Raw genomic sequence first — 26,629 nt, 5'->3', positions numbered from 1 at the left:
CCCCGGTGAGCCCTGACACGGACGCGCCCCGGGAGCACCGGCACCGGCCCGCCCGGGGGCCGCGCCCTCCGCCCCAGGGGCGCGTCAGGGCGCGCGGCGCACCCCACCGCGCCCCCCGGAGCGCCCCGCCCCGTCCGCCACCCCGCCGCTCACCGTGCGGATTCGTCCAGTTGCCATGCGGTGGTCACACACGTACGGCACAGTGGTCGGGCACCACGCGGTGATCGCCGATCACCGTCGGCAGGCAACGGGCAGCGGACGCAGGGGGCGAGGCCATGACGGGCACCGGCACAGGCATCGGCAGGAGAGGGGTGCTGGCCGCCGCCGGCGGGCTCGCGCTCACCGGCGCACTGGCCGCCTGCGGCTCCAACACCGGCCGGGGCGGCGGCGGTTCGGGCCCGGGGATCAGCCAGTGGTACCACCAGTACGGCGAGGCGGGCGTCGAGCGGGCCGTCCGCCGGTACGCCGCGTCGTACAAGAAGGGGCGGGTCACCGTCCAGTGGCGGCCCGGCGACTACGACCGGCAGACCGCCGCGGCGCTGCTGACCGACTCCGGCCCCGACGTCTTCGAGGCCAACGGCCCGACGCTGGACCAGATCCGCGGCGGTCAGATCGTCGACCTGACCGCCGAGATCGAGCCGGTCAAGGACGACTTCAACCAGGCGGTGCTGGCCCCCAAGATCTGGCAGGACCGCGTCTGGGGCATCCCGCAGACCATCGACACCCAGTTGCTCTACTACCGCAAGAGCCTGCTGAAGGACGCCGGTCTCGAACCGCCGCGCACCCTGGACGCGCTGGTCGACGCCGCGCGGAAGCTGACGACGAAGAAGACCAAGGGGCTGTTCCTCGGGAACGACGGCGGCGCGGGCGTCCTCGGCGGCACCCCGCTCTTCGCCGCCGGGCTGAGCCTGGTCACCGACGACGGCAAGGTCGGCTTCGACGACCCGGCGGCCGCCCGCACCCTCGGCAAGATCCGCCGCCTGTACGCCGACAAGTCACTGCTGCTCGGCGCCCCCACCGACTGGTCCGACCCGGCCGCGTTCCTCCAGGAGCTGACCGCGATGCAGTGGTCGGGCCTGTGGGCGCTGCCGCAGATCCAGCAGACCTTCGGCGACGACTTCGGCGTCCTGCCCTTCCCGGCGGACGGCCCGCACGGCGCACCGGCCGTCCCGGTGGGCGCCTACGCCTCGGCGGTCAGCGCGCGCAGCCCCCGTAAGGCGGAGGCCAAGGCGTTCGCCTCCTGGCTGTGGATCGAACGCACCGACCTCCAGCAGGACTTCGCCCTGTCGTACGGCTTCCACATCCCGGCCCGGACATCGCTGGCGAAGAAGGCGGCGCGGCTGCGGACCGGCGCCGCCGCCGACGCGGTGCGGTACGCCACCGACCACGGCCACGCCGAACCGCTGCGCTGGACGACGGCGTCGCACACCGCCTACCAGGACGCGCTGAGCCGCATCATCAAGGACGGTGCCGCCCCGGAGAACGAACTGCGCACCGTCGTCCGCCAGGTCGGCGCCGAACTGGCCCGGGTCAGGAAGCGGTGACCGCGCGGACGGCGGAGGCGCCCCCGGGCGGACAGGGGGCGCGCGGCGCCGCGGAGCGCCAACGGCGCACGCCCCGGGCGACGTTCTTCGGCCCGCAGCGCCGCTCCCTGTGGTTCTGGATCTTCGTCGGCCCGTTCGCACTGGGCCTGGCGCTCTTCACGTACGTCCCGCTGGCGTGGAGCGTCTATCTCAGCTTCTTCGACGCGCACAACACCGTCACCCCGACCGACTTCGTGGGGCTCGGCAACTACGCGTCGATGCTGACGGACGGCGCGTTCCTCTCCAGCCTGGGCACCTTCGCGCTCTTCACCCTCTTCATCGTCCCGGCGACGTACGCGCTGTCACTGGCGCTCGCCGTGATGGTCAACCGGCTCCGCGTCGCCCAGGCGTTCTTCCGGTCGGTGTTCTTCCTTCCGACGGCGTGCAGTTACGTGGTGGCGGCGCTGATCTGGAAGCTGTCGCTCTTCAACGGGGTGCGCTTCGGCCTCGCCAACACCGTGCTGGACTGGTTCGGCGCGGACCAGACGGCGTGGCTGTCGACGACCGATCCGCCCTGGTACTGGCTGGTCATCGTGACCGTCCGGCTCTGGCTCCAGGCCGGCTTCTACATGATCCTCTTCCTCGCCGGGCTCCAGCGGATCTCCCCGCAGCTCTACGAGGCGGCGGCGGTGGACGGCGCGCGCCCCGGCTGGCAGACGTTCCGTCACATCACCTTCCCGCAGCTACGCGCCACGTCCGTGGCGGTGGTACTGCTGCTGGTGATCAACGCGTTCCAGGCGTTCGACGAGTTCTACAACCTGCTCAGCGACGCCCGCGGCTATCCGCCGTACGCCCGGCCGCCGCTGGTCTACCTCTACTACACGGCACTCGGCCGGGAGCAGAACCTCGGGCTGGGCAGCGCGGGCGCGGTGATCCTCGCACTGATCATCGCGGTGGCGACGGTCCTCCAGGCCCGCTGGCTCGGCCTCGGCCGCAAGGAGGACTGACCGCCGATGCACCACGCCTGGATCCGGGTGGGCCGCGCGCTGCGGGTGGCGCTGCTGTGCGCCCTGGCGCTGCTCTTCCTCATCCCCTTCTACCTGCTGGTCCGCAACGGCCTGGCCACCGAGGCGGACATCACCGCCCCGGACTGGACGTTCTTCCCGCGCCATGTGCAGTGGTCCAACCTCACCGAGGTCTTCGACGACCCGAACCTCCCACTGGGCCGCGCGCTCCTGAACTCCACCCTGATCGCCGTCTCCACCACGCTCGGCACCGTTCTGCTGGCCTCCCTCGCCGGATACGGGCTGGCCCGCATCCCGTACCGCGGCGCCGACGCCGTCTTCTACGCGATCCTCGGCACGCTGATGGTCCCGGCGGCGGTCACCTTCGTCCCGAGCTTCGTGCTGGTCTCGTCGCTGGGCTGGATCTCCACGCTGCGCGGTCTGGTGATCCCCACGCTGTTCAGCGCGTTCGCCTGCTTCATCTTCCGGCAGTACTTCCTCGGCTTCCCCCGGGAGCTGGAGGACGCGGCGCGGGTCGACGGCCTCGGATACTGGCGGACGTACTGGCGCATCGTCGTCCCCAACTCCCGCCCGGTGTTCGCCGCCGTCTCCACCATCGTCTTCATCGGCGCCTGGAACGCCTTCCTGTGGCCGCTGGTCATCGGCCAGGACCAGGAGGCGTGGACGGTCCAGGTGGCGCTGTCGACCTTCACCACCGCCCAGAGCATCAACCTCCACGAACTCTTCGTCGCCGCCGGCGTCTCCATCGCCCCGCTGGTCGTCGTCTTCCTCCTCCTCCAGCGGTACATCGTCGCCGGGGTGGAACGGTCGGGGATCGACGACTGAGGGCCCGCCCGGGGCGGATACGCATCCGCCGTCCCCCGGGGCGGATACGCATCAACCGCCCCGGGGCGGGCCGCCTGCCGCCACCGGACGCGCCGCCTCCCGGCCGCCCGCACCCGGGGGCGCGCCGTGTCCCGGCCCGCGCCACGGTGGCGGACCGGCCCCGGACGTCCCGCGTCGCCCCGGGGCGGATGGGGTACGGTGCCTGGCATGTGCACGCAGCCGATCGCCCGTGAGCCGCGCCCCCGCGGTGTCCACGGCGGCTGCGCACCCCGCGGCCTGAGCTTCCTGCGCCGCCGCGGCCGGGTGGGCTCGCCCCCCGACACCCTCTGTACGGCCTGATTCCGGCCCCCGTACGCCGGTCGGGCCCGGGCTTCGCGCAGGCAGCGCCCTCGGTCCGCCGCCTCCCCGACGGCTCCGGACCCTCCACCCCGCGCCGCCCGCATCCCCCCGCGCACCGCGCCCACCCGTACCACCTCGCCGTAACCGCTCCCGCTCCCAGGAGGCCCCGTTGACGGTCATCGCCGATTCCGCCCGCACCACCCCCGCACTGCGCCCGCACCGCGTCCCCGCCGACGGACTGTACGAGGGCGCCCGTGTGCTGCGCCGCACCCCCGACGGCCGGCAGGAACGGCCCTATGAACTCTTCGGCGTCCATCCGCTGGCCCGCACGATCGGCGCCGAGATCCACGGGCTGGACCTGTCCCGCCCGCTGACGCCCGCGCTGCGCGACGAGCTGAACCGGGCGCTGCTCGAATGGAAGGTGCTGTTCTTCCGCGACCAGCATCTGACCAGCGCCGACCAGCGCGCGTTCGCCGCCCACTGGGGCGAGCTGGAGACCAATCCACTGCTGCCGCGGGGCGCCGGCGAGGACGTGGTCCGCTTCGACAAGGCGGCCGGGACCACCCCGACGTTCGAGAACGTCTGGCACACCGACGTCACCTTCCGCGCCCGCCCCGCCATGGGCGCGGTGCTGCAACTGCGCGAGGTCCCTCCGATGGGCGGCGACACGATGTGGGCCGATATGGCCGCCGCGTACGACAACCTCCCCGCGGAGATCAAGGAACGTATCGAGGGCGCCCGCGCCGTCCATGACTACCTCCCTGGCTTCGCCCGCTTCTACTCCCCCGAGCAACTCGCCCCGTTCCAGGAGACATTCCCGCCGGTGGAGCACCCGGTGGTGCGCCGCCACCCCGAGACCGGCCGCCGGATGCTCTTCGTCAACACCTCCTTCACCACCCGCATCACCGGTTTCACCGAGGAGGAGAGCGACCGCGTCCTGCGGCTGCTCTTCCAGCAGGCCCACGTGCCGGAGTTCCAGGTGCGGTTCCGGTGGCGCCCCGGCGACATCGCCTTCTGGGACAACCGCGCCACCCAGCACTACGCCGTCGCCGACTACGCCCCGCACCGCCGCGTCGCCGAACGCGTCGCCATCGCGGGCGACCGGCCGTACTGAGCCCGGACGGCGTCCGGCGCGGGGCGTGGCGGCCCGGCGCGGTGGAGATCACGTACGCCCGGGGCGGTCCCGCGAAACCGATCGGCCTCCGGACGCGTGGGTTACCTTGACCGTCCTCATCAGCAGCGCACCGAACGAGGAGCATCCATGACTGACCCCGGCACACCGGTCGGCGGTTCCGCCCTGCCTCCGCCGCCGCCCCCGCCTCCGCCGCAGGCGCGGACCACGGGCGGCCCGGTGCCGCACAGCGCGGACGAGGCGCTGGAGATCGGGCGGGCGCACTTCCCGCCGGTCGGTTCGCCCGGCGGCCCCTCCGGGCTGTTCGTCCACGAATTCGACGAGGGCTACCTCATCCACGCGGGCTGGCCGCTCCCGGACGATCCGAGCGCCCCGCCGCCGAGCCCCGGCGGCACCCACGTCGTCATCGCCAAGGACGACGGCGAGCTGACCTTCCTGCCGAACTTCCCGCCGGCGGACGCCGTCAAGCTCTACCGCCGTCTCCGCGGCAACCAGCCCGGCTGACGTCCCGCGCGCCGGGCGTGACGGCGGTACGCACCGCCCGCCGTCGCGCCCGCACGCCACCGCCGGAACAGCGCGTGGCTCTTATCACCTGTTCGGTTGTCAGTGCCCCTGGCTACACTCCGGCTTGAAAGTGTCATGGGGGAACCATGACGGAGTCGGGGGACATCGTGGCCGGATCAAACAGCTTTCAAGTCAATACCGAGGGTCTGAAGGCCCAGGGTGAGAACTTCAGCCAGCTCGGCGAGGACTTCTCCGCGTCGGTCACGCGGCTGATGGACGGTCTCAGCGCACTGGGCGCCGGGCCGCCCGCGACCGCGAAGCCGGGCGGCGGCGCCGAGCCGGAGAAGTCGTTCGGGCAGCAGTTCGTCGGCGGTCTGACGACGTTCGACAGCATGGCCGGTGCGCCGCCGTGGGGCGATGACGACATCGGCGAGAAGTTCGGCGTCGTCTACGAAGGCGTCCGGGACGGCATGTACGAGTCGATGGGCCACCTGTCCGCGCAGTTCCAGAAGATCGGAAAGGCGCTGGCGGAGATGTCCAAGAACCATGCCGAGAACGAAGACTTCAACGAGACGCTCATCAAGCAGCAGGTCACCAACAAGCAGGGCTGGCAGGACCCGACGGCCTCCTCCAGCAGCATAAAGCCCGTCTGACCTGGCCCTTTCCGCCTTCCGCCCGCGTCCGGCAGCCGTATCGGCCGCCGGGGCCCGGTCTCCCGGTCCCCGACCGGCCCGGCGCCGCACCGCGGGCACCCACCGGACGGCAGGCCGCCGCCCGCCTTCCGCCCACCCGCCACGCGGCGTCATCTCACGGGGGAGCTTCATCTTGTCTGTCATGCTGCCGGATCCGCTGGAGTGGATCCTGGACATGCTCGGCTTCAACTGGCCGCACGCGGATGAGGACAAGCTCATGGAGTGCGCCCAGGTGTGGCGCACCTTCGCGTCGGAGGTCCAGGGCCACGCGTCCCAGGGCGCGTCGTACGCCGTGAACGTCCTGTCGGAGAACTCCGGCGACGGCGTCGAGGGCTTCCGGAAGGAGTGGGAGAAGTTCTCCGGCGGCTCCGGATACCTCGACGACGCCGCGCAGGCGGCCGAGGTGATCGCCTTCACGCTGGAAGCCGCGGCCATGCTGGTCATCGGCATGAAGGTGGCCGTCATCGTCCAGTTGGCGATCCTGGCGGCGGAGATCATCGCGGCGCAGGCGGCGGCGCCGTTCACGCTCGGCCTGTCGGAGATCGGTGGCGCGGCGGCGACGCTGGCCACCCGCGAGGTGGTCCGCCGCATCCTCAAGGAGGTCGCCAAGCAGCTCCTCGACGCCATCCTGGAGGCGGCCAAGGAGCCGGTCATCTCGGCGCTGGAGGCGATGGCCTCCGACCTCATCGCCCAGACCGTCAACCAGAACTTCGGCGCGCAGGACGGCTACAACCTCAGCCGCACCGCGAAGGAGGGGTACGCGGCGGGCAAGGACGCCCTGGAGAACACCGGCGAGACACTCGGCGAGAGCCTCCGCGACGGCGCCGCCGGCCGGGCCGGTCACCGCGCCCGCGGCGGTCTGGACTCCGCCGCCGGCCACGGCGACGGCGGCGGTGACGGCGGCTCCGGCGAGCACGGCGCCGACGGCTCCGGCGACCGCGGGGGCGACGGAGCCAACGGGGGCGACGGAGCCGGCGGCGGCGACGGTCCCGGTTCCCGCACCGGCGGCGACGACGGCCCCGGCTCCCGTACGGACGGCGGTGACGGCCCCGGAGGCGACGGACCCGGCGGAGGCGACCGCGGCGACACCGGCGACGGCCCGGCCGACCGCGGCGCGCCGGGCGACGGGCCCGCCACGCACTCCCCGCGCGCGTCGGACACCGTGGGCGGCGACCGGAACACCCCGGGCGACACAGGCTCCGACCCCGCCTCGTCCGACTCCCCCGCCACGGCCCCGGCGCACAACCTCCCGCCCGCCCAGCCGCTGCCGCCCCCGGACCAGCGCTCCCCGTTCGACGACGGCTACCAGGGCGGCAACGACAGCCCGTACGGCCCGACCGGCCCGGACCCGGTCAGCACCCAGCCGGCGCACGACACCGCCCCGGGGCCCGGCCCGGAGGCCATCAGCACGCAGCCGGCCCACGACAACGCGGTACGCCCCGACACCGGCCCCGAGCCCATCAGCACCCAGCCCGCGCACGACACCGCCCCGGACGCCGGGCGCCCCGCCCCGGGTCCCGGTCCGGACCCGATCAGCACGCAGCCGGCCCACGACAACGCGGTACGCCCCGACACCGGCCCCGAGCCCATCAGCACCCAGCCCGCGCACGACACCACCCCGGAGGCGGTGCGGCCCGAGCCGTCGCCCGCGCCGCCCTCGCCCGCCCCCGAGCATCTGGGCGGCAACCCGCCCGTGGCGGACGGCGGTCCGTCCGGGAGCCCCGACTCCTCCGGCGACTCCGGCAACGGCGCGGGATCCGGTGGCCGTCCGTCCGTGCCGCACATGGGCGCGCCGCCCCAGGGCGCCCCGGTGCACCACGCCTCGTCGGCGCCCCCGGTGCAGCAGCGCGACCCGGCCCCCGGCAACCCGATGCCGACCCTGCACGACCCGGACGACACCACCGTCACCACCCAGTCCGCCGGTTCGGCGACCCTGCCGCCGCCCACCCAGCAGGCGCCCGACACCGCGGGGCCCGCACCGTCGGCGCCCCAGCAGCAGTCGCCGCAGTCCGCGGCCCCGCAGTCCGGTGGCCCGGTCATGATGGGCGCCATGCCGCCCCAGGGCGGCGTCCCGTCCCAGGGCGGGCCGAGCACCGCCCCGCCCCGTGGCGGCACCCCGCCCTCCGGTGCCTCCCCGAGCACCCCGAACCGTCCCGGCGACCGCCGCGCCGACGGCTCCCAGGCGATCCACGACGCGTCCCAGCGGCCGACCGCCGACCGTCCCGCCTACAACCCCCGCCTCGACGGGCCCCGCCGGGAGGAGACGTCCCGGCCGTACAACCCCCGCCTCGACGGCCCGCGGCCGGACGCCGCCACGCCCCCCGGTGACCAGCGCAGGCCCGACGGTTCCCAGGTGGTCCAGGACTCCACCCGGCAGCCGTCCCCGCAGGCCCCGCCGCACAACCCGCGGCTCGACGGACCCGCCCGCGACGGCGAGTCCCGGCCCCGCACCGACGACGCGCGCCCCGACGCCCCGCGCCGGGACGAGACCCACCGCACCCCGGAAGCCACCACCTCCCGCACCCCCGACTCGCCCACGCGCCCGGACGGCGACCGCCCCGGCACCACGCCGCCCCGGGGCGACCGGCCCGGCGACACCCCCCAGAGCGACCGCCCCGGCACCGCCCCCGGGGACGGCCGCCCGGCCTCCCCCGCGCCGGAGGGCAACCGTCCCCCCGGCGACCGCCCCGGCACCCGCCCCGACGCCGCTACCCGGCCGGACGCGCCCGCGCCCGACTCCCCGGCCGCCGCCACCCGGCCCGGCCGTACGGACCGTCCCCGGGACGGCGCCCCGGACACGCCCCCGACCGCCCCGGGGCTCCACTCCGCGGGCAGCCCGGCCCCGCACGGCAACGTCCCTCACCCGCAACAGCCCCACCAGCAGGGGCCGTACACCCCGCAGCACCAACCACCGCAGCACGCCCCTCAGCAGCCGCCGCACCACCAGCCGCAGCAGCCGCACCACCAGGGGCCCGACCAGGGCCACGGCCAGCCGCCGCACCAACCGCCGCACCAGCAGCCGGTGCCGCAGCCCCCGAACCTGCGCAGCCACACCGACGTACGCATCGGCCTCAACACCCAGCCGAACGGCCTGTACGCGCCGTATCCGCACGACCAGCAGGCGCTGGAGGCGAGCTTCCCGCGCAATCCGGACGGTTCGCCGCGGCCGTTCAACGACCCGTTCCAGCCCTGGGCACAGCTCCAGAACGACGGCGGCGTCAACGTCCTCGGCCGCTCCAACAACTGCGCCGACTGCACCCGTTCGTTCATGGAGTCCTGGTACGGCAATCCGCAGGTCTCCGCGGTCCGCACCTACGACCCGGACGGCCACGGCGGCATCGACCGCGCCTCCGGTGAGCGCGACGGCACCGCCAACATCCAGCAGTGGGCCGGCACGACGTTCCGCAACTCCGGGCAGAACGCCAAGGACGGCTACGCCCGGATCGCCGACGAACTCCGGCAGGCCGGCCACGGCGCCGCCTCCGCGGTGCTGGTGACCTGGCCCAAGGCCCCCGACGGCAGCGGCGGTGGCGCGCACGTCTTCAACGCGGTCAACCACAACGGCCGGGTCGTCTGGGTCGACAGCCAGACCGGCGAGATCAGCCAGCAGCCCATCAACACCGGCGCCGACGGTGTCTGGCACCTCACCCTCGACGCCAACCGCCGCCCCTTCGACCCCGCCGCGGCCCAGCAAAACCCCCAGCCCCAGCAACACCAGACCCCCGGCCCACAGCAACAGCCCGGCCCCTACGCACAGCAGCAACCGGGCCCGTACGCACAACAGCCCCAGCCCGGCCCGCAGCAGCAACCCGGCCCCTACGCCCAGCAGCCGGGGCCGTACCAGCAGCCGTCGCCGTACGTCCAGCAGCAGCCCGGCCCGTACGCACAACAGCAGCCGGGCCCGTACGCCCAGCCTGCCCCGCAGCAGCAGGCCCCCGGCCCGTACAACCCGCAGCCGCAGCCCGGCCCGCAGCAGCCGAACCCGTATTCCCAGCAGCCGGGGCCGTACGCGCAACAGCCGGGGCCGTACGCCCAGCAGCCGCAACCGCAGCCCGGCCCGCAGCAACAGCAGGCCCAGCCGGGCCCGTACGCCCAGCAGCCCCAGCCCGGCCCCCAGCAGCCGTCGCCGTACGCGCAGCCGCAGCAGCCCGGCCCGAACCAGCCGAACCCGCAGCAGCCGTCGCCCTACGCGCAGCAGCCGACCCCGCAGCAACAGCAGCCGGGCCCCTACGCGCAGAACCAGCAGACGCCGTATGCCCAGCAGCCGGGCCCGTACGCGCAGCAGCCCCAGCCGCACCCGCAGCAGCAACAGCCCGGTCCGTACGCGCAGCAACCGGGCCCGTACCAGCAGCCAGGCCCGTACGCCCAGCAGCCGGGGCCGTACCAGCAGCCGCAGCCCGGCCCCCAGCAACAGGCCCAGCCGAACCCGTACCAGCAGCAACAGCAGCCGGGCCCGTACGCCCAGCAGCCGCAGCCCGGCCCCCAGCAACAGGCCCAGCCGAACCCGTACCAGCAGCAACAGCAGCCGGGCCCGTACGCGCAGCAGCCGCAGCCGAACCCGCAGCAGCCGTCGCCCTACGCGCAGCCGCAGCAGCCCGGCCCGTACCAGCAGCAGCCGGCCCCGCAGGTCCAGCAGCAGAACCCGTACGTCCAGCAGCCGCAGCAGCAGGCACCGGTCCCGCAACAGCCGTCGCCGCAGACTCCCCCGCAGCAACAGCAACAACCCCAGAACGCCCACGCCTCGCAGCAGAAACCCCAGCCCTCTCCGCAGCAGACGCCTCAGCAGCAGACGCAGCAGGGGCCGCAGCAGCACCCCGCCCCGCCGCAGGTGCCCCACCAGCAGCCCCCGGCGGACGAGGCGTCGCCGCAGCAGCAGGGTCCGTCCCCGCAGTCCGATTCCCCCACCGAGCAGCAGCCGCAGCACGGGGCGGAGAAGCCGGAGCACCAGGCCGAGCCGGAGGCCGAGCAGCCCGAGCACCAGCCGGAACAGCAGGCGCCGCACCAGCCCGAGACGACGGAACCGCAGACCGGGCTGCCGGACCACGACACCGACCAGGCCCAGCAGCCGGCCGAGGAGACCTCGCACCAGCCCGACCACCCGGTCGAGCAGAACGAACCGGCGGACCCGGAAACCGGTCAGCCGGACCAGAAGGACGACCACCAGTCCGACCAGCCCGACCAGTCCGACCACCAGCAGGACAAGGCCGAGCCGGCCCCTGACTCCGAGTCCGACGCCCAACCCGGCCCCGAGACGCAGCCGAAGCCCGAGAACGCCCCCGGGCCCGAGGCGAAGCCGGACTCCGACGCCCAGCCCGAGCACGGAACGAAGCCGGACTCCGCCCCCCAGCCCGAGCACGACACGGAGCAGGACACGGAGGCGGAGCCGGACTCCGAAGCGACGCAGGAGCCCGAGGCGACCGACTCGGAGAACCCGGAGAATACGGAAGCCGCGGAGGCCCCCGAGACCGCAGAAGACACCGAGAACCCGGACAGCCTCGAAGCGATCCGCAACGATCTGGACCACCACCCCGGTGGTCTGTTGCCGCCCGACCCGAGCGACCAGCAGCGGCTGGAAGCCGCCATACCGCGCAACGAGGACGGCACACCCCAGCGGTTCGCCGACCCCTTCGGGCCCTATGGGCAGTTGCAGAACGACGGCGGCCACACGGTTCCCGGCCGCAGCAACAACTGTGCCGACTGCTCCCGTTCCTTCCTGGAGAGTTGGTACGGCAACCCGCAGGTCTCCGCCGCCCGGACGCCCGACACCGACGCCAACGGCAAGCCGGACAGGTGGTCCCCCGAGAGCAACGCCAACGAGAACCAGATCCGCTGGAGCGGCGCCACGCACTCCTACGCCGGCCCCGGCGGCAACTCCGACACGGCGAAGCGGATCGCCGACGAACTCCGGCAGGCCGGACACGGCTCGGCCGCGATCGTGCAGGTCAGTTGGCCCAACAACGGGGGCGGCCACGCCTTCAACGCGGTCAACCACCACGGCAAGATCATCTGGATCGACACCCAGTCCGGCCAGGTCAGCCACGAACCGCTGCACATCCCCCAGGCCGAAAACGTCTGGCACATCCCCCTGGGCCCCGACCGCCAACCCCTCCACGCCGACCACGCCGTCAACAAGCCGGAAGCCGACGCGGACAAGAAGGCCACGGACCAGAAGAGCCCGGAAGAGAAGAGTCCGGAAGAGAAGGACGCGAGCCAGGAGGCGGCGGACCAGGAGACCGCGGACCAGAAGAGCTCCGACCAGAAGGTCACGGACGAGAAGACCGCTGACGAGAAAGCCGCTGACCAGAAGGTCACGGACGAACAGACCGCCGCCGAAAAGGCCACTGACCAGGCGAACGAGCAGGGCCCCGACAAGGCGGCCGAGCCGGACTCGGCCCACGAGGCATCCGATGAGGCGGAGACCAGCGCCGACGCCGAGACCGGCAACCAGCCGGACAAGGCCACCGAGACGGACACCGGGAACGAGAACACCCCCGCAACCGAGCCGCCCCTCTCCGGTGCGGCGGACGCCCGCGAGAAGGCACCGGACGGCCGTGGCACGCACGTCTCGCAGTACCTCGCCGACGCGCTGCGCCACGATCAGAACCCGATGCCATACGGCAAGCCGCCCCTCGCCACCCCGGACGGCCAGCCGTCCCCCGAGAACGCCCACGGGCAGAACCCGGACAGCCACCAGGACCCCCTCAAGAACACGCAGCCGACGGACGACAACCATCGGCCCGCGCCCGAGGCGGAATCGGCTCAGGAACACTCACAGGACGACCACACCTCGGACGACGACCACCCGGCACCCGAGGAACCGGGCAGCACGCCCGACCCGGACGACGGCCGGTCGTCCCTGGAAGAGCGCCGCAACCAGGCCGAAGCCCTGCTCGGCCCCACCGCGGACCGCGTCGTCGACCTGGATTCATGGCTCCAGTTCCACTCCAAGAAGGCCGACGCGGAGTTCGAGCAGACCCTCAACGAAATGCGCGAGGCGCGAAGGCTTCTGGAGGAGAATCCGGACCATGTACTCCACACCGCGCTGGAGTTGAACGCGCCCACCACGGATTCGAATGAGGCCATGGCCGAATTCGACCTCGGACTCGCAGAGCCTGACGGCCCCATCACACGCCGCGTAGAAGTAACGACGGTGGAAAATGAGATCACCAAGCCGGGCGACATCAGAAACGCGGTAGCGCACGGTTTTGTTAAAATCAACAAGCGTGAGGCGCAGGGCGTCCCGCTTCCGCGGCCGCGAGATGTCAGCATCTACCTCAAGGTAAAGGCCGAGGTGCGCTCGAAAAAGGGGTTGACGACCGAGCGGCTCCCCGATGGAAGTGTCACGCTCCGCAGGCCGGACGGCACCCTCATCGGCGAGAGGAACCTTTTCGACGATATCCTCGCCAATCTGGAGAAGACACCCGGAGCCGAAAAGCTGGACCGCATCATCTGCTCGGATCCGGATATCGGCGTACTGGCGGAATACATGCACGACGGGGTCAAGTGGGAGCGCATCCGATGACGCAGGCAAGAATTATCGACTTCCCGGGTTCCTCCATTCGCCTGGAATGCGACGCCGAGGAGCTGGGCGAAGACCACATCGGTGTGGCCAAACTGGCGCTCGCCGGCATCTTCCAGTTCTCACAGGAGCTATGCGTCCCGCTCGCCATGGAGGTGGAAACCTCTTACTGGGACAACGAATTCGACCTCCCCCTCGCATCGCCGTCACGCCGACAGGAGTTCGGGATGCTGCGGTGCGGCGACCTTCCGGAACGTCTCACGGTGGACCCGGTGGGGCGGAACGCATCCGTCACCACCGTCCAGGAAATCAACGGACCCGTAGCACTCGATTTCGTCAAGAGCCTCCTCACCGAAGACCCGTCCGACGCAGCCGACCTCGGCGTCGGATGGCAGGAGATCAGTTTCAGCACCACGATGGCCCGCCTGCCCGACGGCTTCCTTCCGGAGGGCGAGGACTCCGTCAACCTGGAAGTGGCGCGGGGGCATGTGGTGCACCCCGTGAAAACCATTGACGGGGCACCCTGGATCTACGGTCCGATCGGAGCGTCCGTCGTCCACGCGCCGTTCGAATACCGGATCCACCGAGATCAGGGTGAAGTCGCGTTGGACATCACCACCTACTGGTCCCTCTGGGCTCCCGGAGGCCCGGGGCGTCCCGACGTGGACCGTGCCGTCGAGGGCTTGCTCGCGGAAGGATGGCAGCAATCCTGATTCCCGCTGATTCCCCTCCCTCCTGACTTTTCCGTACGTGAGCTCTCCGGCTCCCGCCCACACACCTGCGCACAGCGAAACGCAAAGGCTTCTGTCCACCAGGGCGAATACCTACGCAATCAGGAGTGGGACGAAGGAGGAAACCTCGAAGAAACAAGCCCTGCCCCCAGTGAGCTGACGAGCCCCCGCACCCCCACCGAACAGGAGCCGGCCCCCGATGCCCCAGCACGCCGACACCCCGCCGACCAGCCCCGAGGAAGCGCTCGCGCTCGTCCGTGACCGCTACGCCGAGCCGACGCTGCCCGATGGCACGCCGGTGCCGCTGGCCGTCGAGGAATTCGATATCGGCTACCTCGTCCACCCCGTTTTCCCGCCGGTCTCCCGGACCGACGCCGCAGGCGTCCCGCTTCCCGCGCCGCCCGGCGGAGCGAAGATCGTGGTGTCCAAGACCACCGGCGAATCCGTCACCGTGCCCAACCTCCCCAACGAGAGCGCCATCGCGCTCTACCGGCGGCAGAACGGGTAACGCCGGTACGGCCGGCGAAGCTCCGAAGGGAATTCCGGGAACGGCCGCACGAGCGCCTCAGGTTTCCAGGATTTCCCCGCTGCTCCCCCTCGGAGCGGGGCACGGAAGCGGGGCCGAGCCAGTGCCTCCGGCCGCCGCAGCCGACGACCGACGGCGTTTCGCCTTCCCGGAAGACCTCTGCGTACCGCGCCTCATGGTGTGTCCCTTACCGGAACGACGATTTCGGCCGCCCACCGGACTTTCCCCGGCAGGCCGGAACACACCGCCGGAACCTCGCCGCATCGGCCCCGTCCGGCACTCACCGCGAAGGCACCTCATCAGGCCCCCGCGTCACCCCTCCCCCACCTGCCCACCCCGCAGAAGCGCCGCCCCCAGTGGCGTCAAGGTGTGGAGTACCGCGTTGCCGCGGCGGAGGGTGAGGAGGAGGCCGGCGTCGCGGAGGACCGTCGCGTGCTGGCTGGCGGAGGCGAGGGAGACGTCGGCGCGGCGGGCCAGTTCGGTGGTGGTGCAGCCGGCGCCGACGCCGCGGAGTATCGCCGAGCGGGTGTGGCCGACGAGGCGTCCCAGGGAGCGGCCGGGCGGCGCCGCCGGCGCGGCGCGCGGCACGGGGTGGTCGACGGGGTAGACCAGCACCGGCGTGAGATCCGGGTTGTGGAAGGTGACCGGCGTGCGGCGGCAGAAGTAGGACGGCATGAGGAGGAGACCGCGTCCGCCCAGGTGGAGGTCGCGGTCGACGGGGTACTCGACCTCCAGGACGGGGGCGCGCCAGCGCAGCGTCGAGGGGAGGGTGGCGAGCAGCCGTTCGGCGCCGCCGTCGAGCAGGGCCCGGCCCCGGGCGGCGCGGTCGGCCTCTATCCGGGCCTGGAGCCGCGGCCAGTACGGGGCGACGGCCGCCGCGTGGTACCGCTGGAGCGCCCCGGCGAGGTGGCCGAGCTGCCGGGTGTCGCCGTCGCCCATGGCCCGTATCCAAGGGGGCAGCGACCGGGGGCGGGCGAGCCCGGCGAGTTCGGTGTGGACGCGGGCGGGCGGGGTCTCGCGCAGCGCGGAGAGCGCGTCATCGACGCCGAGTTGCCCCTCGGGCGGGGTGAGGAAATCCGGGAAATAGCCGCGGGTGGGCACGAGCGGCGCCAGCAACCGCGTTTCGCCATTCAACTTTCCCCTTGTTTCCATCCGCCATTTCCCGAAGGCCACTCCGTCCCGCCGGTCCCGGAGTCGGTGAAAACTTAAAATTGTTTCCCACAGCGCATCGGGGCGCGCGGCAATCCGCACGCGGGCCAGATCGGGTCCACTGAAATGGACGCGCAACACCGAACCCCCACCCCTTGGTTACATCTCCGACACCCCGACCCGCCTGAGTATGCACGCAGATACGTGCGGTCACCATGCCCTTTTGGCCAGAGTTGAAAAGGGTCGCGCACAGGGGTGGACACCAGGAATGCTGTACTCAATTCACCGCAGGTGTGCGCGGCACGGATTGCTCGATCCCGTGGGGGGTGACGGGCATGGAACCAGCCGCGCCGCATTCGCGTTGAAAGCCGCCCCCACGCCGACATGGGAGGCGGCGGCTCCCGAGGGGGGAGTTCGGAAAAAGCGAGGGCGGCACCTCCGCACGGGTGCCGCCCTCGTCCGCATGTCCTGCGCCGATGCCGCGCCGGTGGAACCGCCACCGCTGCCGCGCACCCGCCCGCACCGCGGAAAAATCCGAGGGCGGCACCTCCGCACAAGGTGCCGCCCTCGTCGGTCCGGAGCCCCGGCGGCGGTGAGGGTGGTGGTGCCGGCCGGCGGTTCCGGTGGGAGTACGGGTGCCGGGCGTGTGAGGGCACGCCCGGCACCCGTGGTTCAGCGGCTGTCGCTGCCCTGGGACTCGGCGGCCGCGCGGCCGGCCTCCAGGCGGGCGACCGGGATGCGGAACGGCGAGCAGGAGACGTAGTCGAGTCCGGCCTCGTGGAAGAAGTGCACGGACTCCGGGTCGCCGCCGTGCTCACCGCAGACGCCGAGCTTCAGGTCCGGGCGGGTGGCCCGGCCGGCCGCGGCGGCGTTGCGGACCAGCGAGCCGACGCCGTCCTTGTCGATCGTCTCGAAGGGGCTGACGCCGAAGATGCCCTTCTCCAGGTACGCGGTGAAGAAGCTGGCCTCGACATCGTCGCGGGAGAAGCCCCAGACCGTCTGCGTGAGGTCGTTCGTACCGAAGGAGAAGAAGTCGGCGGACTCGGCGATCTGACCGGCCGTGAGGGCGGCGCGGGGCAGTTCGATCATGGTGCCGAGGGTGAGCTTGAGGCTGACGCCGTGGGCCTTTTCGACCTCGGCGATGACCTGCTCGGCCTCGTCGCGGACGATCTCCAGCTCCTGGACCGTGCCGACCAGCGGAATCATGATCTCCGCACGCGGGTCGCCCTTGGCCTCCTTGCGCTCGGCCGCGGCCTCCGCGATGGCGCGGACCTGCATGGCGAACAGACCGGGGATGACCAGGCCGAGACGGACACCGCGCAGACCCAGCATCGGGTTCTGCTCGTGCAGCTTGTGGACGGCCTGGAGGAGACGCAGGTCGTTCTCGTTGGCGTCCTTGCGGGCCTCGGCGAGCGCGACGCGGACCGACAGCTCGGTGATGTCGGGCAGGAACTCGTGCAGCGGCGGGTCCAGCAGCCGGACGGTGACCGGCAGCCCGTCCATCGACTCGAACAGCTCGATGAAGTCGGCCTTCTGCAGCGGCAGCAACTGCTCCAGCGCGGCGTCCCGGTCGGCGTCGGTGTCGGCGAGGATCAGGCGCTCGACCATCTCGCGGCGCTCACCGAGGAACATGTGCTCGGTACGGCACAGGCCGATGCCCTGGGCGCCGAACCGGCGGGCGCGCGCGGCGTCCTCGGCGTTGTCGGCGTTGGCGCGGACCCGCAGGCGGCGGACCCGGTCCGCGTACGCCATGATCCGGTGGACGGCCTTGACCAGTTCGTCGGCGTCGTCGGCGCCGGCGTGCATCCGGCCCTCGAAGTACTCGACGACCGGGGACGGCACGACGGGCACCTCGCCGACGTAGACCTTGCCGGTGGAGCCGTCGATGGAGACGGTGTCGCCCTCCTCGACGACCACGCCGTCCTGCGTCGTCATCCGGCGGCGTTTGGTGTCGACCTCCAGCTCCTCGGCGCCGCAGACACAGGTCTTGCCCATGCCGCGGGCGACGACGGCGGCGTGCGAGGTCTTGCCGCCGCGGGAGGTGAGGATGCCCTCGGCGGCGATCATGCCGTTGAGGTCGTCGGGGTTGGTCTCCCGGCGGATGAGGATGACCTTCTCACCCGAGCGGGACCACTTGACCGCGGTGTACGAGTCGAAGACGGCCTTGCCGACGGCGGCGCCCGGCGAGGCGGCGATGCCGCGGCCGATGGTGTCCGCCTTGGCGCCCAGGTCGAAGCGGGGGAACATGAGCTGCGCGAGCTGCGCGCCGTTGACCCGCTGGAGGGCCTCGGCCTCGTCGATGAGTCCCTGGTCGACGAGTTGGGTGGCGATGCGGAAGGCGGCGCCGGCGGTGCGCTTGCCGACGCGGGTCTGGAGCATCCAGAGCTTGCCGCGCTCGATGGTGAACTCGATGTCGCACAGGTCCTTGTAGTGCGTTTCGAGCGTCTCCATGATCTGCATCAGCTCGTCGTACGACGCCTTGTCGATCTGCTCCAGGTCCGCGAGCGGGACCGTGTTGCGGATACCGGCGACGACGTCCTCGCCCTGCGCGTTCTGGAGGTAGTCGCCGTAGACGCCCTGGTGGCCGGAGGCGGGGTCGCGGGTGAAGGCGACGCCGGTGCCGGAGTCCGGGCCGAGGTTGCCGAAGACCATGGAGCAGACGTTGACGGCGGTGCCGAGGTCGCCGGGGATGCGCTCCTGGCGGCGGTAGAGCTTGGCGCGGTCGGTGTTCCACGAGTCGAAGACCGCGCGGACGGCGAGGTCCATCTGCTCGCGCGGGTCCTGCGGGAAGTCCCGGCCGGTCTCCTGGGCGACGATGCCCTTGAACTGCTCGACCAGCGTCTTGAGGTCGCCCGCGTCGAGGTCGACGTCGACGGTGACGCCCTTGGCATTCTTCGCGTCCTCCAGCGCCTCCTCGAAGAGGTCGCCGTCGACGTCCAGCACGGTCTTGCCGAACATCTGGATGAGGCGGCGGTAGGAGTCCCACGCGAACCGCTCGGAGCCCGCCTGCTGCGCCAGCCCGCCGACCGAGGCGTCGGAGAGGCCGATGTTGAGGACGGTGTCCATCATGCCGGGCATGGAGAACTTCGCACCCGAACGCACCGATACCAGCAGGGGGTTGTCGGCCTGGCCGAGCTTCTTGCCCATCCGCTTCTCAAGGGCGTCGAGGTGCTGCGAGACCTCGGCACGGAGTGCCGCGGGCTCCTCCCCGCTCTCCAGGTAGACCTTGCAGGCTTCGGTGGTGATGGTGAAGCCGGGCGGGACCGGGAGACCGAGGTTCGTCATCTCGGCGAGGTTGGCGCCCTTGCCGCCGAGCAGGTCCTTGAGGTCCCTGTTGCCCTCGGTGAAGTCGTACACGAACTTCGCGGACGCAGGCTGGGTTACGTGGGGATTCTGTGTTTCCGGCACGGGACTGGACTCCTCGCGGATGGCTGCCCTGACGGCGAGGAACATACCCAGATCGAAGGCATCTGGGTACGTCCACTTGGTCGACATGCGTACGTAACCGCTCGTCCGCCACCGGATCGAAAGAGATATCTCCTTGACGGGTGAATACATCACTTGAATGGATGAGCGCGGTGCGTTGCGGTATTGCGGATTCTCGTCACTCTCCGCCTCGCTTGCGTACGGGAGATGAACATCAACCACGTGGCACCCAGTGCCAGCATTGGAGAGGTGGACCCCCGTACGATCTGCTCATCTGAGCGCAAGAGCTATCAGGGGTGGCGAGGATCACGCGCTCGGACGGGCTACGGTCCCATCATTCGAGCACTCCCCGGTCCGATTCCGGACCGGCACGGAGCGCACGGGGCGCCCGGTCGGCCGAGCCTTCCGGGACGCGGCGGCCCCGGGCGGGAAAGCTCGGCGGGCAAGCAGTCCCCACCGCGAGGAGTGAGCGATGGCCCGCCCGCACGACAGTCACGGCGCCGGTCCCGAGGGCGCCGGCGCGTCCGCCCCCGGCGGCGTCGGCAACACCGCCTACGGCCGCAAGCCGTTCTCCCGTTCCCGCAGCCACTTCGCCGACCGCATCACCGCCGACGGACGGTACGGCTGGCCGGTCGAGGCGGGGCGCTACCGGCTGATCGTCAGCCGCGCCTGCCCCTGGGCGAGCCGGGCGGTGATCTCCCGGCGGCTGCTCGGCCTGGAGGACGCGCTCTCCATGGGCATCACCGATCCTGTCCAGGACGACCGGAGCTGGCGCTTCACCCTCGACCCGGACGGGCGCGACCCGGTCCTCGGCACCCGCTTCCTGAGCGAGGCGTACGACAGACGCGAGAGGGGATACCCGGGCGGGGTGAGCGTCCCCGCGGTCGTGGACGTACCGAGCGGGCAGTTGGTCACCAACGACTTCCAGCAGCTCACCCTCGACCTGGCCACCGAGTGGCGGGCGCTGCACCGGCCCGGCGCGCCCGACCTCTACCCCGAGGCGCTGCGCGAGGAGATCGACGAGGTGATGGAGGGCGTCTACCGGGACGTCAACAACGGGGTCTACCGCGCCGGGTTCGCGACCGGGCAGGAGGAGTACGACGCGGCGTACGCGGCGGTGTTCCGGCGGCTGGAGCTGCTGTCGGAGCGGCTGGCCGGGCGGCGCTACCTCGTCGGGGACACGATCACCGAGGCGGACATCCGGCTCTTCACCACACTGGTGCGGTTCGACCCCGTCTACCACGGCCACTTCAAGTGCAACCGCTACAAGCTGGCCGAGGACCCGGTGCTGTGGGCGTACGCGAAGGACCTCTTCCAGACGCCCGGATTCGGCGACACCGTCGACTTCCACCACATCAAGGAGCACTACTACCGCGTGCACACCGGCGTGAACCCGACCGGGATCGTGCCCGACGGGCCGGAGCTGCGGGGCTGGCTGACACCGCACCACCGCGAGGAGCTGGGCGGCCGGCCGTTCGGCGACGGCACGCCGCCGGGGCCGGTACCGGCCGGGGAAGTGGTGCCGCCGAGCGGGCGGCCGTGAGCGCGCGGACGCCCGGCGGGGCGGGGCCAGCCGGGCGGGCGCACCGGGCCGGGCGCGCCCCCGCCGGGGGCCGGACCCGGCGGGCCCGGTGACCGGCCCGCCGTCGCCGTCGGCCGGATCGGCCGGATCAGCCGCCCGAGGTGTCCAGTTCCGCGCCGGCGTCGACGCCGGTGCAGTCATTGGGGTCGTCGAGCCAGCCGTCGGGGAGGACGACGCGGTCGCGGCCCGAGGTGCGGCCGCGCGGGCCGTCGGCGCCGGCGGGCCAGGGCTGGTCGGCGTCGATCTTGCCGAGCAGGTCCTCAAGCTCCGCGAGGGAGGAGCTGACGGCGAGACCGCGGCGCATCTCGGAGCCGACCGCGAAGCCCTTGGTGTACCAGGCGACGTGCTTACGGAAGTCGATCACGCCGCGCCTCTCGTCGCCGATCCACTCGCCGAGCAGCGCCGCGTGCCGCACCATCACCGCCGCGACCTGCCCGAACGTCGGCTCGGTGTAGGCGCCGGTGCCCTCGAAGGCGGCGACCAGATCGCCGAAGAGCCACGGACGGCCCAGGCAGCCGCGGCCGACGACGACGCCGTCGCAGCCGGTCTCGCGGACCATCCGCAGCGCGTCGTCGGCGCACCAGATGTCGCCGTTGCCGAGCACCGGGATCTCGGAGACGTGCTCCTTGAGCCGGGCGATGGCGTCCCAGTCGGCGGTGCCGCTGTAGTGCTGGGCGGCGGTCCGGCCGTGCAGCGCGATGGCGGTGATGCCCTCCTCGGCGGCGATCCGGCCCGCGTCGAGGTAGGTGAGGTGCCCGTCGTCGATGCCCTTGCGCATCTTCATCGTCACCGGCAGGCTCCCCGCGTTCGCCACCGCGTCGCGCAGGATCGCGCGCAGCAGCGGCCGCTTGTACGGCAGCGCGGAGCCGCCTCCCTTACGGGTCACCTTGGGGACCGGGCAGCCGAAGTTCAGGTCGATGTGGTCGGCCAGATCCTCCTCCGCGATCATGCGGACGGCCTTGCCGACGGTCTCCGGGTCGACGCCGTACAACTGGATCGAGCGCGGCTTCTCGGACGCGTCGAAGTGGATGAGCTGCATGGTCTTCTCATTGCGCTCGACCAGCGCCCGCGTCGTGATCATCTCGCTGACGAAGAGCCCCTTGCCGCCGGAGAACTCCCGGCACAGCGTCCGGAACGGGGCGTTGGTGATCCCGGCCATGGGCGCGAGCACCACGGGCGGGGACGCCGTGTGCGGTCCGATCTGGAGCGAGGTCATGAGGCGGGTTCCTTCGGCGGTCGGTGGCGGTGCGGCGCCGGGGCGACCCGGCGGTGCGACCTCCCATTGTCCCGCATCCGGCGGGCACGTCCCGTACGGGTGGCCGGGGCGGTACGGAGGCGGGCGGTGCCGGGGGACGTGTCCCCTACGGGTGGCCGGGGCGGCGGCGGGGCGTGCGCCCCGGGTGCGGGCGGCGGCGGACCACGCGGGCCGGGGCGGCGCCGGGTATGCGCCCCCGCGGGCGTACGCGCCGGAACGCGCCGCCCGGCCGGGCTCTCCCCCACATATCGTTGTAGCGTTCAACCATGTCTGAGCTGAGCCACCGGCGGCGGCTGCTCGTCCTGGCGATCTGCTGCATGAGCCTGCTGATCGTCAGCCTCGACAACACCGTCCTCAACGTCGCACTCCCCTCCCTCCAGCACGAACTGCACGCCTCCGTCTCCGGGCTGCAGTGGACCATCGACGCCTACACGCTGGTCCTGGCGTCGCTTCTGATGCTGTCCGGTTCGACCGCGGACCGGCTCGGGCGGCGGCGGGTCTTCACCGTCGGGCTCGCCGTCTTCTCCCTCGGCTCCCTGCTGTGCAGCCTCGCGCCGAGCCTCACCTGGCTGGTCGTCTTCCGTATGGTGCAGGCGGTCGGCGGGTCGATGCTCAACCCCGTCGCGATGTCGATCATCACCAACACCTTCACCGAGCCGCGCGAACGGGCCCGGGCGATCGGCGTGTGGGGCGGTGTCGTCGGCATCAGCATGGCCGCCGGGCCGGTCATCGGCGGACTGCTGGTGGAGTCCATCGGCTGGCGCTCGATCTTCTGGATCAACGTCCCGATCGGCGCCCTGGCCCTCTTCCTCACCCTGCGGTACGTCCCCGAGTCCCGCGCACCGCGCCCGCGCCGCGCCGACCCGGTCGGCCAACTGCTGGTCATCGCGTTGCTGGGCGCCCTGACGTACGCGATCATCGAGGCGCCGGGGACGGGCTGGCTCTCCGCGGAGATCCTGACGTTCGCCGCCGTCGCGCTGGCCGCGCTCGCCGCACTGATCGGCTACGAGCGGCGGCGCGTGGAACCCCTCATCGACCTGCGCTTCTTCCACAGCGCACCGTTCAGCGGCGCCACCGTGATAGCGGTCTGCGCCTTCGCTTCGCTGGCCGGGTTCCTCTTCCTCAACACGCTCTACCTGCAGAACATCCGCGGCCACTCCGCGCTGGTGGCCGGGTTGTACATGCTGCCGATGGCCGGGATGACGCTGGTGTGCGCGCCGCTGTCCGGGCGGTTGGTGGGCGGCCGCGGGCCCCGGCTGCCGCTGCTGCTCGCCGGCTGCGCGATGGCCGCCAGCGGGCTGATGTTCGCCGCGTTCGACGCCGAGTCGACCACCACCCTGCTGTTCACCGGATACGTGCTGTTCGGCATCGGCTTCGGCCTGGTCAACGCCCCGATCACCAACACCGCGGTCTCCGGGATGCCCCGCACCCAGGCGGGCGTCGCGGCGGCCGTGGCGTCCACCAGCCGCCAGGTCGGCTCGTCGCTGGGCGTCGCGGTGATCGGCGCGGTGCTGGCCGGCGGCGTACGGGCGGCGGCCCCGGGCGGCGCGGCGGCCACCGCCGACTTCATCGCGGCGGCCCGCCCCGCCTGGTGGATCATCACCGGCTGCGGCGCCGCCGTCCTGCTGCTCGGCGCCCTGACCACCGGCGCCTGGGCCCGCACCACGGCCCACCGCACCGCCGCCCTCTTCGCCAGCGAGACCCCACCGGATGTGGCCCGCTCGGGCGCGGGCCGGTGAAACGGCACTCCCCGCACCCCGCACATGCCGCCGGCCCCCTCCGTAGCGACTACGGAGGGGGCCGGCGGCTTATGCGGGTGCGGCGCCCGCCCCGGCTCAGCAGCCGAGCAGTCGCGCGCCCAGGTATGCCTGGATCTGGTCCAGGGAGACGCGCTCCTGCTTCATGGTGTCGCGCTCGCGGACGGTGACGGCGTTGTCGTCGAGGGTGTCGAAGTCGACGGTGACGCAGAACGGGGTGCCGATCTCGTCCTGGCGGCGGTAGCGGCGGCCGATGGCGCCGGCGTCGTCGAACTCGATGTTCCAGTTCTTGCGCAGGTCGGTGGCGAGGCCCTTGGCCTTCGGCGAGAGCTGCGGGTTGCGGGAGAGCGGCAGGACCGCGACCTTGACCGGCGCCAGGCGCGGGTCGAGGCGCATGACCGTGCGCTTCTCCATCTTGCCCTTGGCGTTCGGCGCCTCGTCCTCGATGTACGCGTCGAGCATGAAGGCGAGCATCGCGCGGTTCACGCCCGCCGCCGGCTCGATGACGTAGGGGGTCCAGCGCTCGCCGGCCTCCTGGTCGAAGTAGGAGAGGTCCTGGCCGGACGCCTTGGCGTGCGCGGAGAGGTCGAAGTCGGTGCGGTTGGCGACGCCCTCCAGCTCCGAGAACTCGGTGCCGCCGAAGTTGAAGCGGTACTCGATGTCAGCGGTGCGCTTGGAGTAGTGGGAGAGCTTCTCCTTGGGGTGGTCGTACCACCGGATGTTCTCCTCGCGGATACCGAGGTCGCGGTACCAGTTCCAGCGCTCGCCCATCCAGTACTCGTGCCACTGCTCGTCCTCGCCCGGCTTGACGAAGAACTCCATCTCCATCTGCTCGAACTCGCGGGTGCGGAAGATGAAGTTGCCCGGCGTGATCTCGTTGCGGAAGGACTTGCCCATCTGCGCGATGCCGAACGGGGGCTTCTTCCGGGAGGTCTGCTGGACCTGCGCGAAGTTGGTGAAGATGCCCTGCGCGGTCTCGGGGCGCAGGTAGGCGACCGAGGCGGTGTCCTGCGAGGGGCCGAGGTGGGTGGAGAGCAGACCGGAGAACTGCTTGGGCTCGGTGAAGCCGCCCTTGTTGCCGCAGTGCGGGCAGTTCAGGTCGGCGAGACCGTTGGCGGGCAGCCGGCCGTGCTTCGCCTCGTACGCCTCCTCCAGGTGGTCGGCGCGGAAGCGCTTGTGGCAGGAGGTGCACTCGGTGAGCGGGTCGGTGAAGGTGGCGACGTGGCCGGACGCCTGCCAGACCTCGGGCGCCAGGATCACCGACGAGTCGATACCGACGACGTCCTCGCGCGAGGTGACCATCGCGCGCCACCACTGGCGCTTGAGGTTCTCCTTCAGCTCGACGCCCAGCGGACCGTAGTCCCAGGCGGCGCGCGAACCGCCGTAGATCTCACTGCAGGGGTAGACGAAGCCACGGCGCTTGCTCAGGCTGACGATGCTGTCGATCTTGTCGGCGGCCACGGTGCTCTCTTCATACGACGGCGAACGATGGACGGCGGCGGCGCTGCGCGCCGGTGCGGGTGAATGATTCAGGTTACCGGCGGCCGTACCCCCCGGACCAATTCGCCGGGGCGCCTCTCCGCTTCCTCCCGGTACCACCCGCCCCACGCCCCCGTTCGAACATGTTGTTGACAATCGTTTCCACTTTTGTTGAAAATGACTGTCATGAACGTACGCCGTCGCATATCCACCGCCGCCCTCGCCGGAGCCTGCGGACTCGCCCTGCTCACCCTCTCCGCCTGCTCCTCCGGCGCCACCGGCGGCGGCAGCGGCGGGAAGCTGCGGGTGACGGCGTCCTTCTACCCGATGGAGTTCCTCGCCCGGCAGATCGGCGGCGACCACGTCGAGGTGTCCAACCTCACCAAGCCCGGCGTCGAACCGCACGACCTGGAGCTGTCCCCCCAGCAGACCGGTCAGCTCGGCGAATCCGACGCGATCGTCTACCTCAAGGGGCTCCAGCCCGCCGTGGACGAGGCGGTCGCCCAGTCCGGCGTGAAGAACATCGCCGACGCCTCCGCCATGACCTCCCTGGAGGAGCACGGCAACGAGGTCGACGGCCACCACCACGGCCACGCCGCCTCCGGCTCCGACGCCGACCCGCACATCTGGCTCGACCCCGTGAAGTACGCCGAGGTCGCCAAGGGCGTGAACGCGACGCTGGCCAAGGCCGACCCCGGCCACAAGGCCGACTTCCAGAAGAACACCGACGCCCTGGTCAAGAAGTTGGACGGGCTGAACGCCGACTTCACCAAGGGCCTGAAGAACCGCGCGTCGGACACCTTCCTCACCACCCACGCGGCCTTCGGCTACCTCGCCGAGCGCTACGGGCTGACCGAGGAGGCCATCAACGGCCTCGACCCCGAGTCCGAGCCCAGCGCCCACCGCATCAAGGCCCTCCACACCGTGGCCGAGAAGCACCACGTCTCGACGGTCTTCTTCGAAACGCTCGCCAACCCGGCCACCGCCAAGGCCCTCGCCGGCGACCTGCACCTGAAGACCGACGTCCTCGACCCCCTGGAGGGGATCACCGACGCCTCCCGCGGCAAGGACTACTTCGGCGTCATGCGCGCCAACCTCGCCGCCCTCCAGAAGGCGCTCGGCACCAAGTGACCAGCCACCCCGGGCCCGCCACGACGGAGGTCAG

17 protein-coding genes are annotated in these 26,629 nt (G+C 71.9%); 13 read left to right on the top strand and 4 right to left on the bottom strand.

Going from position 1 to position 26,629, the window contains the following annotated elements; translation table 11 throughout:
• The first annotated feature begins 275 nt into the window (after positions 1-275).
• The 10 genes from ACGH2B_RS19830 (at position 276) to ACGH2B_RS19785 (ending at position 14,798) form a co-directional block, all read left to right on the top strand.
• A complete protein-coding gene (locus ACGH2B_RS19830) occupies positions 276-1,544 on the top strand; it encodes an ABC transporter substrate-binding protein (protein WP_399091319.1) in 1,269 nt (422 codons plus the stop codon).
• 107 nt (positions 1,545-1,651) lie between these two features.
• Positions 1,652-2,530 (top strand): carbohydrate ABC transporter permease, encoded by an 879-nt coding sequence (locus ACGH2B_RS19825; protein WP_399097146.1) that lies wholly within the window; start codon positions 1,652-1,654, stop codon positions 2,528-2,530.
• Between the two features lie 6 nt (positions 2,531-2,536).
• On the top strand, positions 2,537-3,373 hold the full coding sequence (locus ACGH2B_RS19820; protein ID WP_399091316.1) for a carbohydrate ABC transporter permease: 837 nt from the start codon (positions 2,537-2,539) through the stop codon (positions 3,371-3,373).
• A 207-nt stretch (positions 3,374-3,580) separates the two neighbouring features.
• Positions 3,581-3,712 (top strand): hypothetical protein, encoded by a 132-nt coding sequence (locus ACGH2B_RS19815; RefSeq protein ID WP_399091313.1) that lies wholly within the window; start codon positions 3,581-3,583, stop codon positions 3,710-3,712.
• A gap of 169 nt (positions 3,713-3,881) precedes the next feature.
• Positions 3,882-4,826 carry a TauD/TfdA dioxygenase family protein gene (locus ACGH2B_RS19810; RefSeq protein ID WP_399091310.1) on the top strand — a complete coding sequence of 315 codons (945 nt, stop codon included), beginning with the start codon at positions 3,882-3,884 and terminating at the stop codon, positions 4,824-4,826.
• Between the two features lie 147 nt (positions 4,827-4,973).
• A complete protein-coding gene (locus tag ACGH2B_RS19805) occupies positions 4,974-5,348 on the top strand; it encodes a hypothetical protein (protein WP_399091307.1) in 375 nt (124 codons plus the stop codon).
• Between the two features lie 146 nt (positions 5,349-5,494).
• The gene (locus tag ACGH2B_RS19800; protein ID WP_399091304.1) at positions 5,495-6,001 is read left to right on the top strand and encodes a hypothetical protein; all 507 of its coding nucleotides are present in this window, start codon (positions 5,495-5,497) and stop codon (positions 5,999-6,001) included.
• Between the two features lie 181 nt (positions 6,002-6,182).
• Entirely contained in the window at positions 6,183-13,562 is a 7,380-nt protein-coding gene (locus tag ACGH2B_RS19795) for a toxin glutamine deamidase domain-containing protein (RefSeq protein ID WP_399097143.1), read from the top strand.
• Positions 13,559-14,272: a hypothetical protein gene (locus ACGH2B_RS19790; protein ID WP_399091301.1), complete on the top strand. Its 714-nt coding sequence runs from the start codon at positions 13,559-13,561 to the stop codon at positions 14,270-14,272. Before ACGH2B_RS19795 ends, ACGH2B_RS19790 begins: the two co-directional genes overlap by 4 nt.
• 217 nt (positions 14,273-14,489) lie before the next feature.
• Positions 14,490-14,798 (top strand): hypothetical protein, encoded by a 309-nt coding sequence (locus ACGH2B_RS19785; protein ID WP_399091298.1) that lies wholly within the window; start codon positions 14,490-14,492, stop codon positions 14,796-14,798.
• A 330-nt stretch (positions 14,799-15,128) separates the two neighbouring features.
• On the opposite strand, the gene ACGH2B_RS19780 is transcribed toward ACGH2B_RS19785, so the two are convergent.
• Both ACGH2B_RS19780 and ppdK read right to left on the bottom strand, forming a co-directional pair.
• Positions 15,129-15,950 carry an ArsR/SmtB family transcription factor gene (locus ACGH2B_RS19780; protein ID WP_399091295.1) on the bottom strand — a complete coding sequence of 274 codons (822 nt, stop codon included), beginning with the start codon at positions 15,948-15,950 and terminating at the stop codon, positions 15,129-15,131.
• Between the two features lie 687 nt (positions 15,951-16,637).
• A complete protein-coding gene (gene ppdK / locus ACGH2B_RS19775) occupies positions 16,638-19,418 on the bottom strand; it encodes a pyruvate, phosphate dikinase (RefSeq protein ID WP_399097140.1) in 2,781 nt (926 codons plus the stop codon).
• Between the two features lie 445 nt (positions 19,419-19,863).
• On the opposite strand from ppdK, the gene ACGH2B_RS19770 reads away from it, so the two are divergent.
• The gene (locus ACGH2B_RS19770) at positions 19,864-20,934 is read left to right on the top strand and encodes a glutathione S-transferase family protein (RefSeq protein ID WP_399091292.1); all 1,071 of its coding nucleotides are present in this window, start codon (positions 19,864-19,866) and stop codon (positions 20,932-20,934) included.
• A gap of 127 nt (positions 20,935-21,061) precedes the next feature.
• On the opposite strand, the gene dusB is transcribed toward ACGH2B_RS19770, so the two are convergent.
• Entirely contained in the window at positions 21,062-22,189 is a 1,128-nt protein-coding gene (dusB, locus tag ACGH2B_RS19765; RefSeq protein WP_399091289.1) for a tRNA dihydrouridine synthase DusB, read from the bottom strand.
• Between the two features lie 305 nt (positions 22,190-22,494).
• Between dusB and ACGH2B_RS19760 the strand changes: the two genes are divergently transcribed.
• Positions 22,495-23,967: an MFS transporter gene (locus ACGH2B_RS19760; protein WP_399091286.1), complete on the top strand. Its 1,473-nt coding sequence runs from the start codon at positions 22,495-22,497 to the stop codon at positions 23,965-23,967.
• Between the two features lie 96 nt (positions 23,968-24,063).
• On the opposite strand, the gene ACGH2B_RS19755 is transcribed toward ACGH2B_RS19760, so the two are convergent.
• Positions 24,064-25,446, bottom strand: a complete 1,383-nt coding sequence (locus tag ACGH2B_RS19755; RefSeq protein ID WP_399091283.1) for a glycine--tRNA ligase — start codon at positions 25,444-25,446, stop codon at positions 24,064-24,066.
• A 204-nt stretch (positions 25,447-25,650) separates the two neighbouring features.
• Here ACGH2B_RS19755 and ACGH2B_RS19750 point away from each other — a divergent pair, with 204 nt between their 5' ends.
• Positions 25,651-26,595, top strand: coding sequence for a metal ABC transporter substrate-binding protein (locus tag ACGH2B_RS19750; RefSeq protein WP_399091280.1), 945 nt, complete (start codon positions 25,651-25,653; stop codon positions 26,593-26,595).
• Positions 26,596-26,629: the final 34 nt, after the last annotated feature.

Source organism: Streptomyces sp. BBFR2, from assembly GCF_044497305.1.
Lineage (GTDB): Bacteria > Actinomycetota > Actinomycetes > Streptomycetales > Streptomycetaceae > Streptomyces.
Note: the sequence above shows the minus strand (reverse complement) of the source record. Positions and strands in the feature narration are given on the sequence as shown.

Bases quoted from the DNA above. Each gene is read 5' to 3' on its own strand.
- ACGH2B_RS19830 (WP_399091319.1), top strand. From the start codon at position 276: ATGACGGGCACCGGCACAGGCATCGGCAGGAGAGGGGTGCTGGCCGCC.
- ACGH2B_RS19820 (WP_399091316.1), top strand. From the start codon at position 2,537: ATGCACCACGCCTGGATCCGGGTGGGCCGCGCGCTGCGGGTGGCGCTG.
- ACGH2B_RS19815 (WP_399091313.1), top strand. From the start codon at position 3,581: ATGTGCACGCAGCCGATCGCCCGTGAGCCGCGCCCCCGCGGTGTCCAC.
- ACGH2B_RS19805 (WP_399091307.1), top strand. From the start codon at position 4,974: ATGACTGACCCCGGCACACCGGTCGGCGGTTCCGCCCTGCCTCCGCCG.
- ACGH2B_RS19800 (WP_399091304.1), top strand. From the start codon at position 5,495: ATGACGGAGTCGGGGGACATCGTGGCCGGATCAAACAGCTTTCAAGTC.
- ACGH2B_RS19795 (WP_399097143.1), top strand. From the start codon at position 6,183: ATGCTGCCGGATCCGCTGGAGTGGATCCTGGACATGCTCGGCTTCAAC.
- ACGH2B_RS19790 (WP_399091301.1), top strand. From the start codon at position 13,559: ATGACGCAGGCAAGAATTATCGACTTCCCGGGTTCCTCCATTCGCCTG.
- ACGH2B_RS19785 (WP_399091298.1), top strand. From the start codon at position 14,490: ATGCCCCAGCACGCCGACACCCCGCCGACCAGCCCCGAGGAAGCGCTC.
- ppdK (WP_399097140.1), bottom strand. From the start codon at position 19,418: ATGTTCCTCGCCGTCAGGGCAGCCATCCGCGAGGAGTCCAGTCCCGTG.
- ACGH2B_RS19770 (WP_399091292.1), top strand. From the start codon at position 19,864: ATGGCCCGCCCGCACGACAGTCACGGCGCCGGTCCCGAGGGCGCCGGC.
- dusB (WP_399091289.1), bottom strand. From the start codon at position 22,189: ATGACCTCGCTCCAGATCGGACCGCACACGGCGTCCCCGCCCGTGGTG.
- ACGH2B_RS19760 (WP_399091286.1), top strand. From the start codon at position 22,495: ATGTCTGAGCTGAGCCACCGGCGGCGGCTGCTCGTCCTGGCGATCTGC.
- ACGH2B_RS19750 (WP_399091280.1), top strand. From the start codon at position 25,651: ATGAACGTACGCCGTCGCATATCCACCGCCGCCCTCGCCGGAGCCTGC.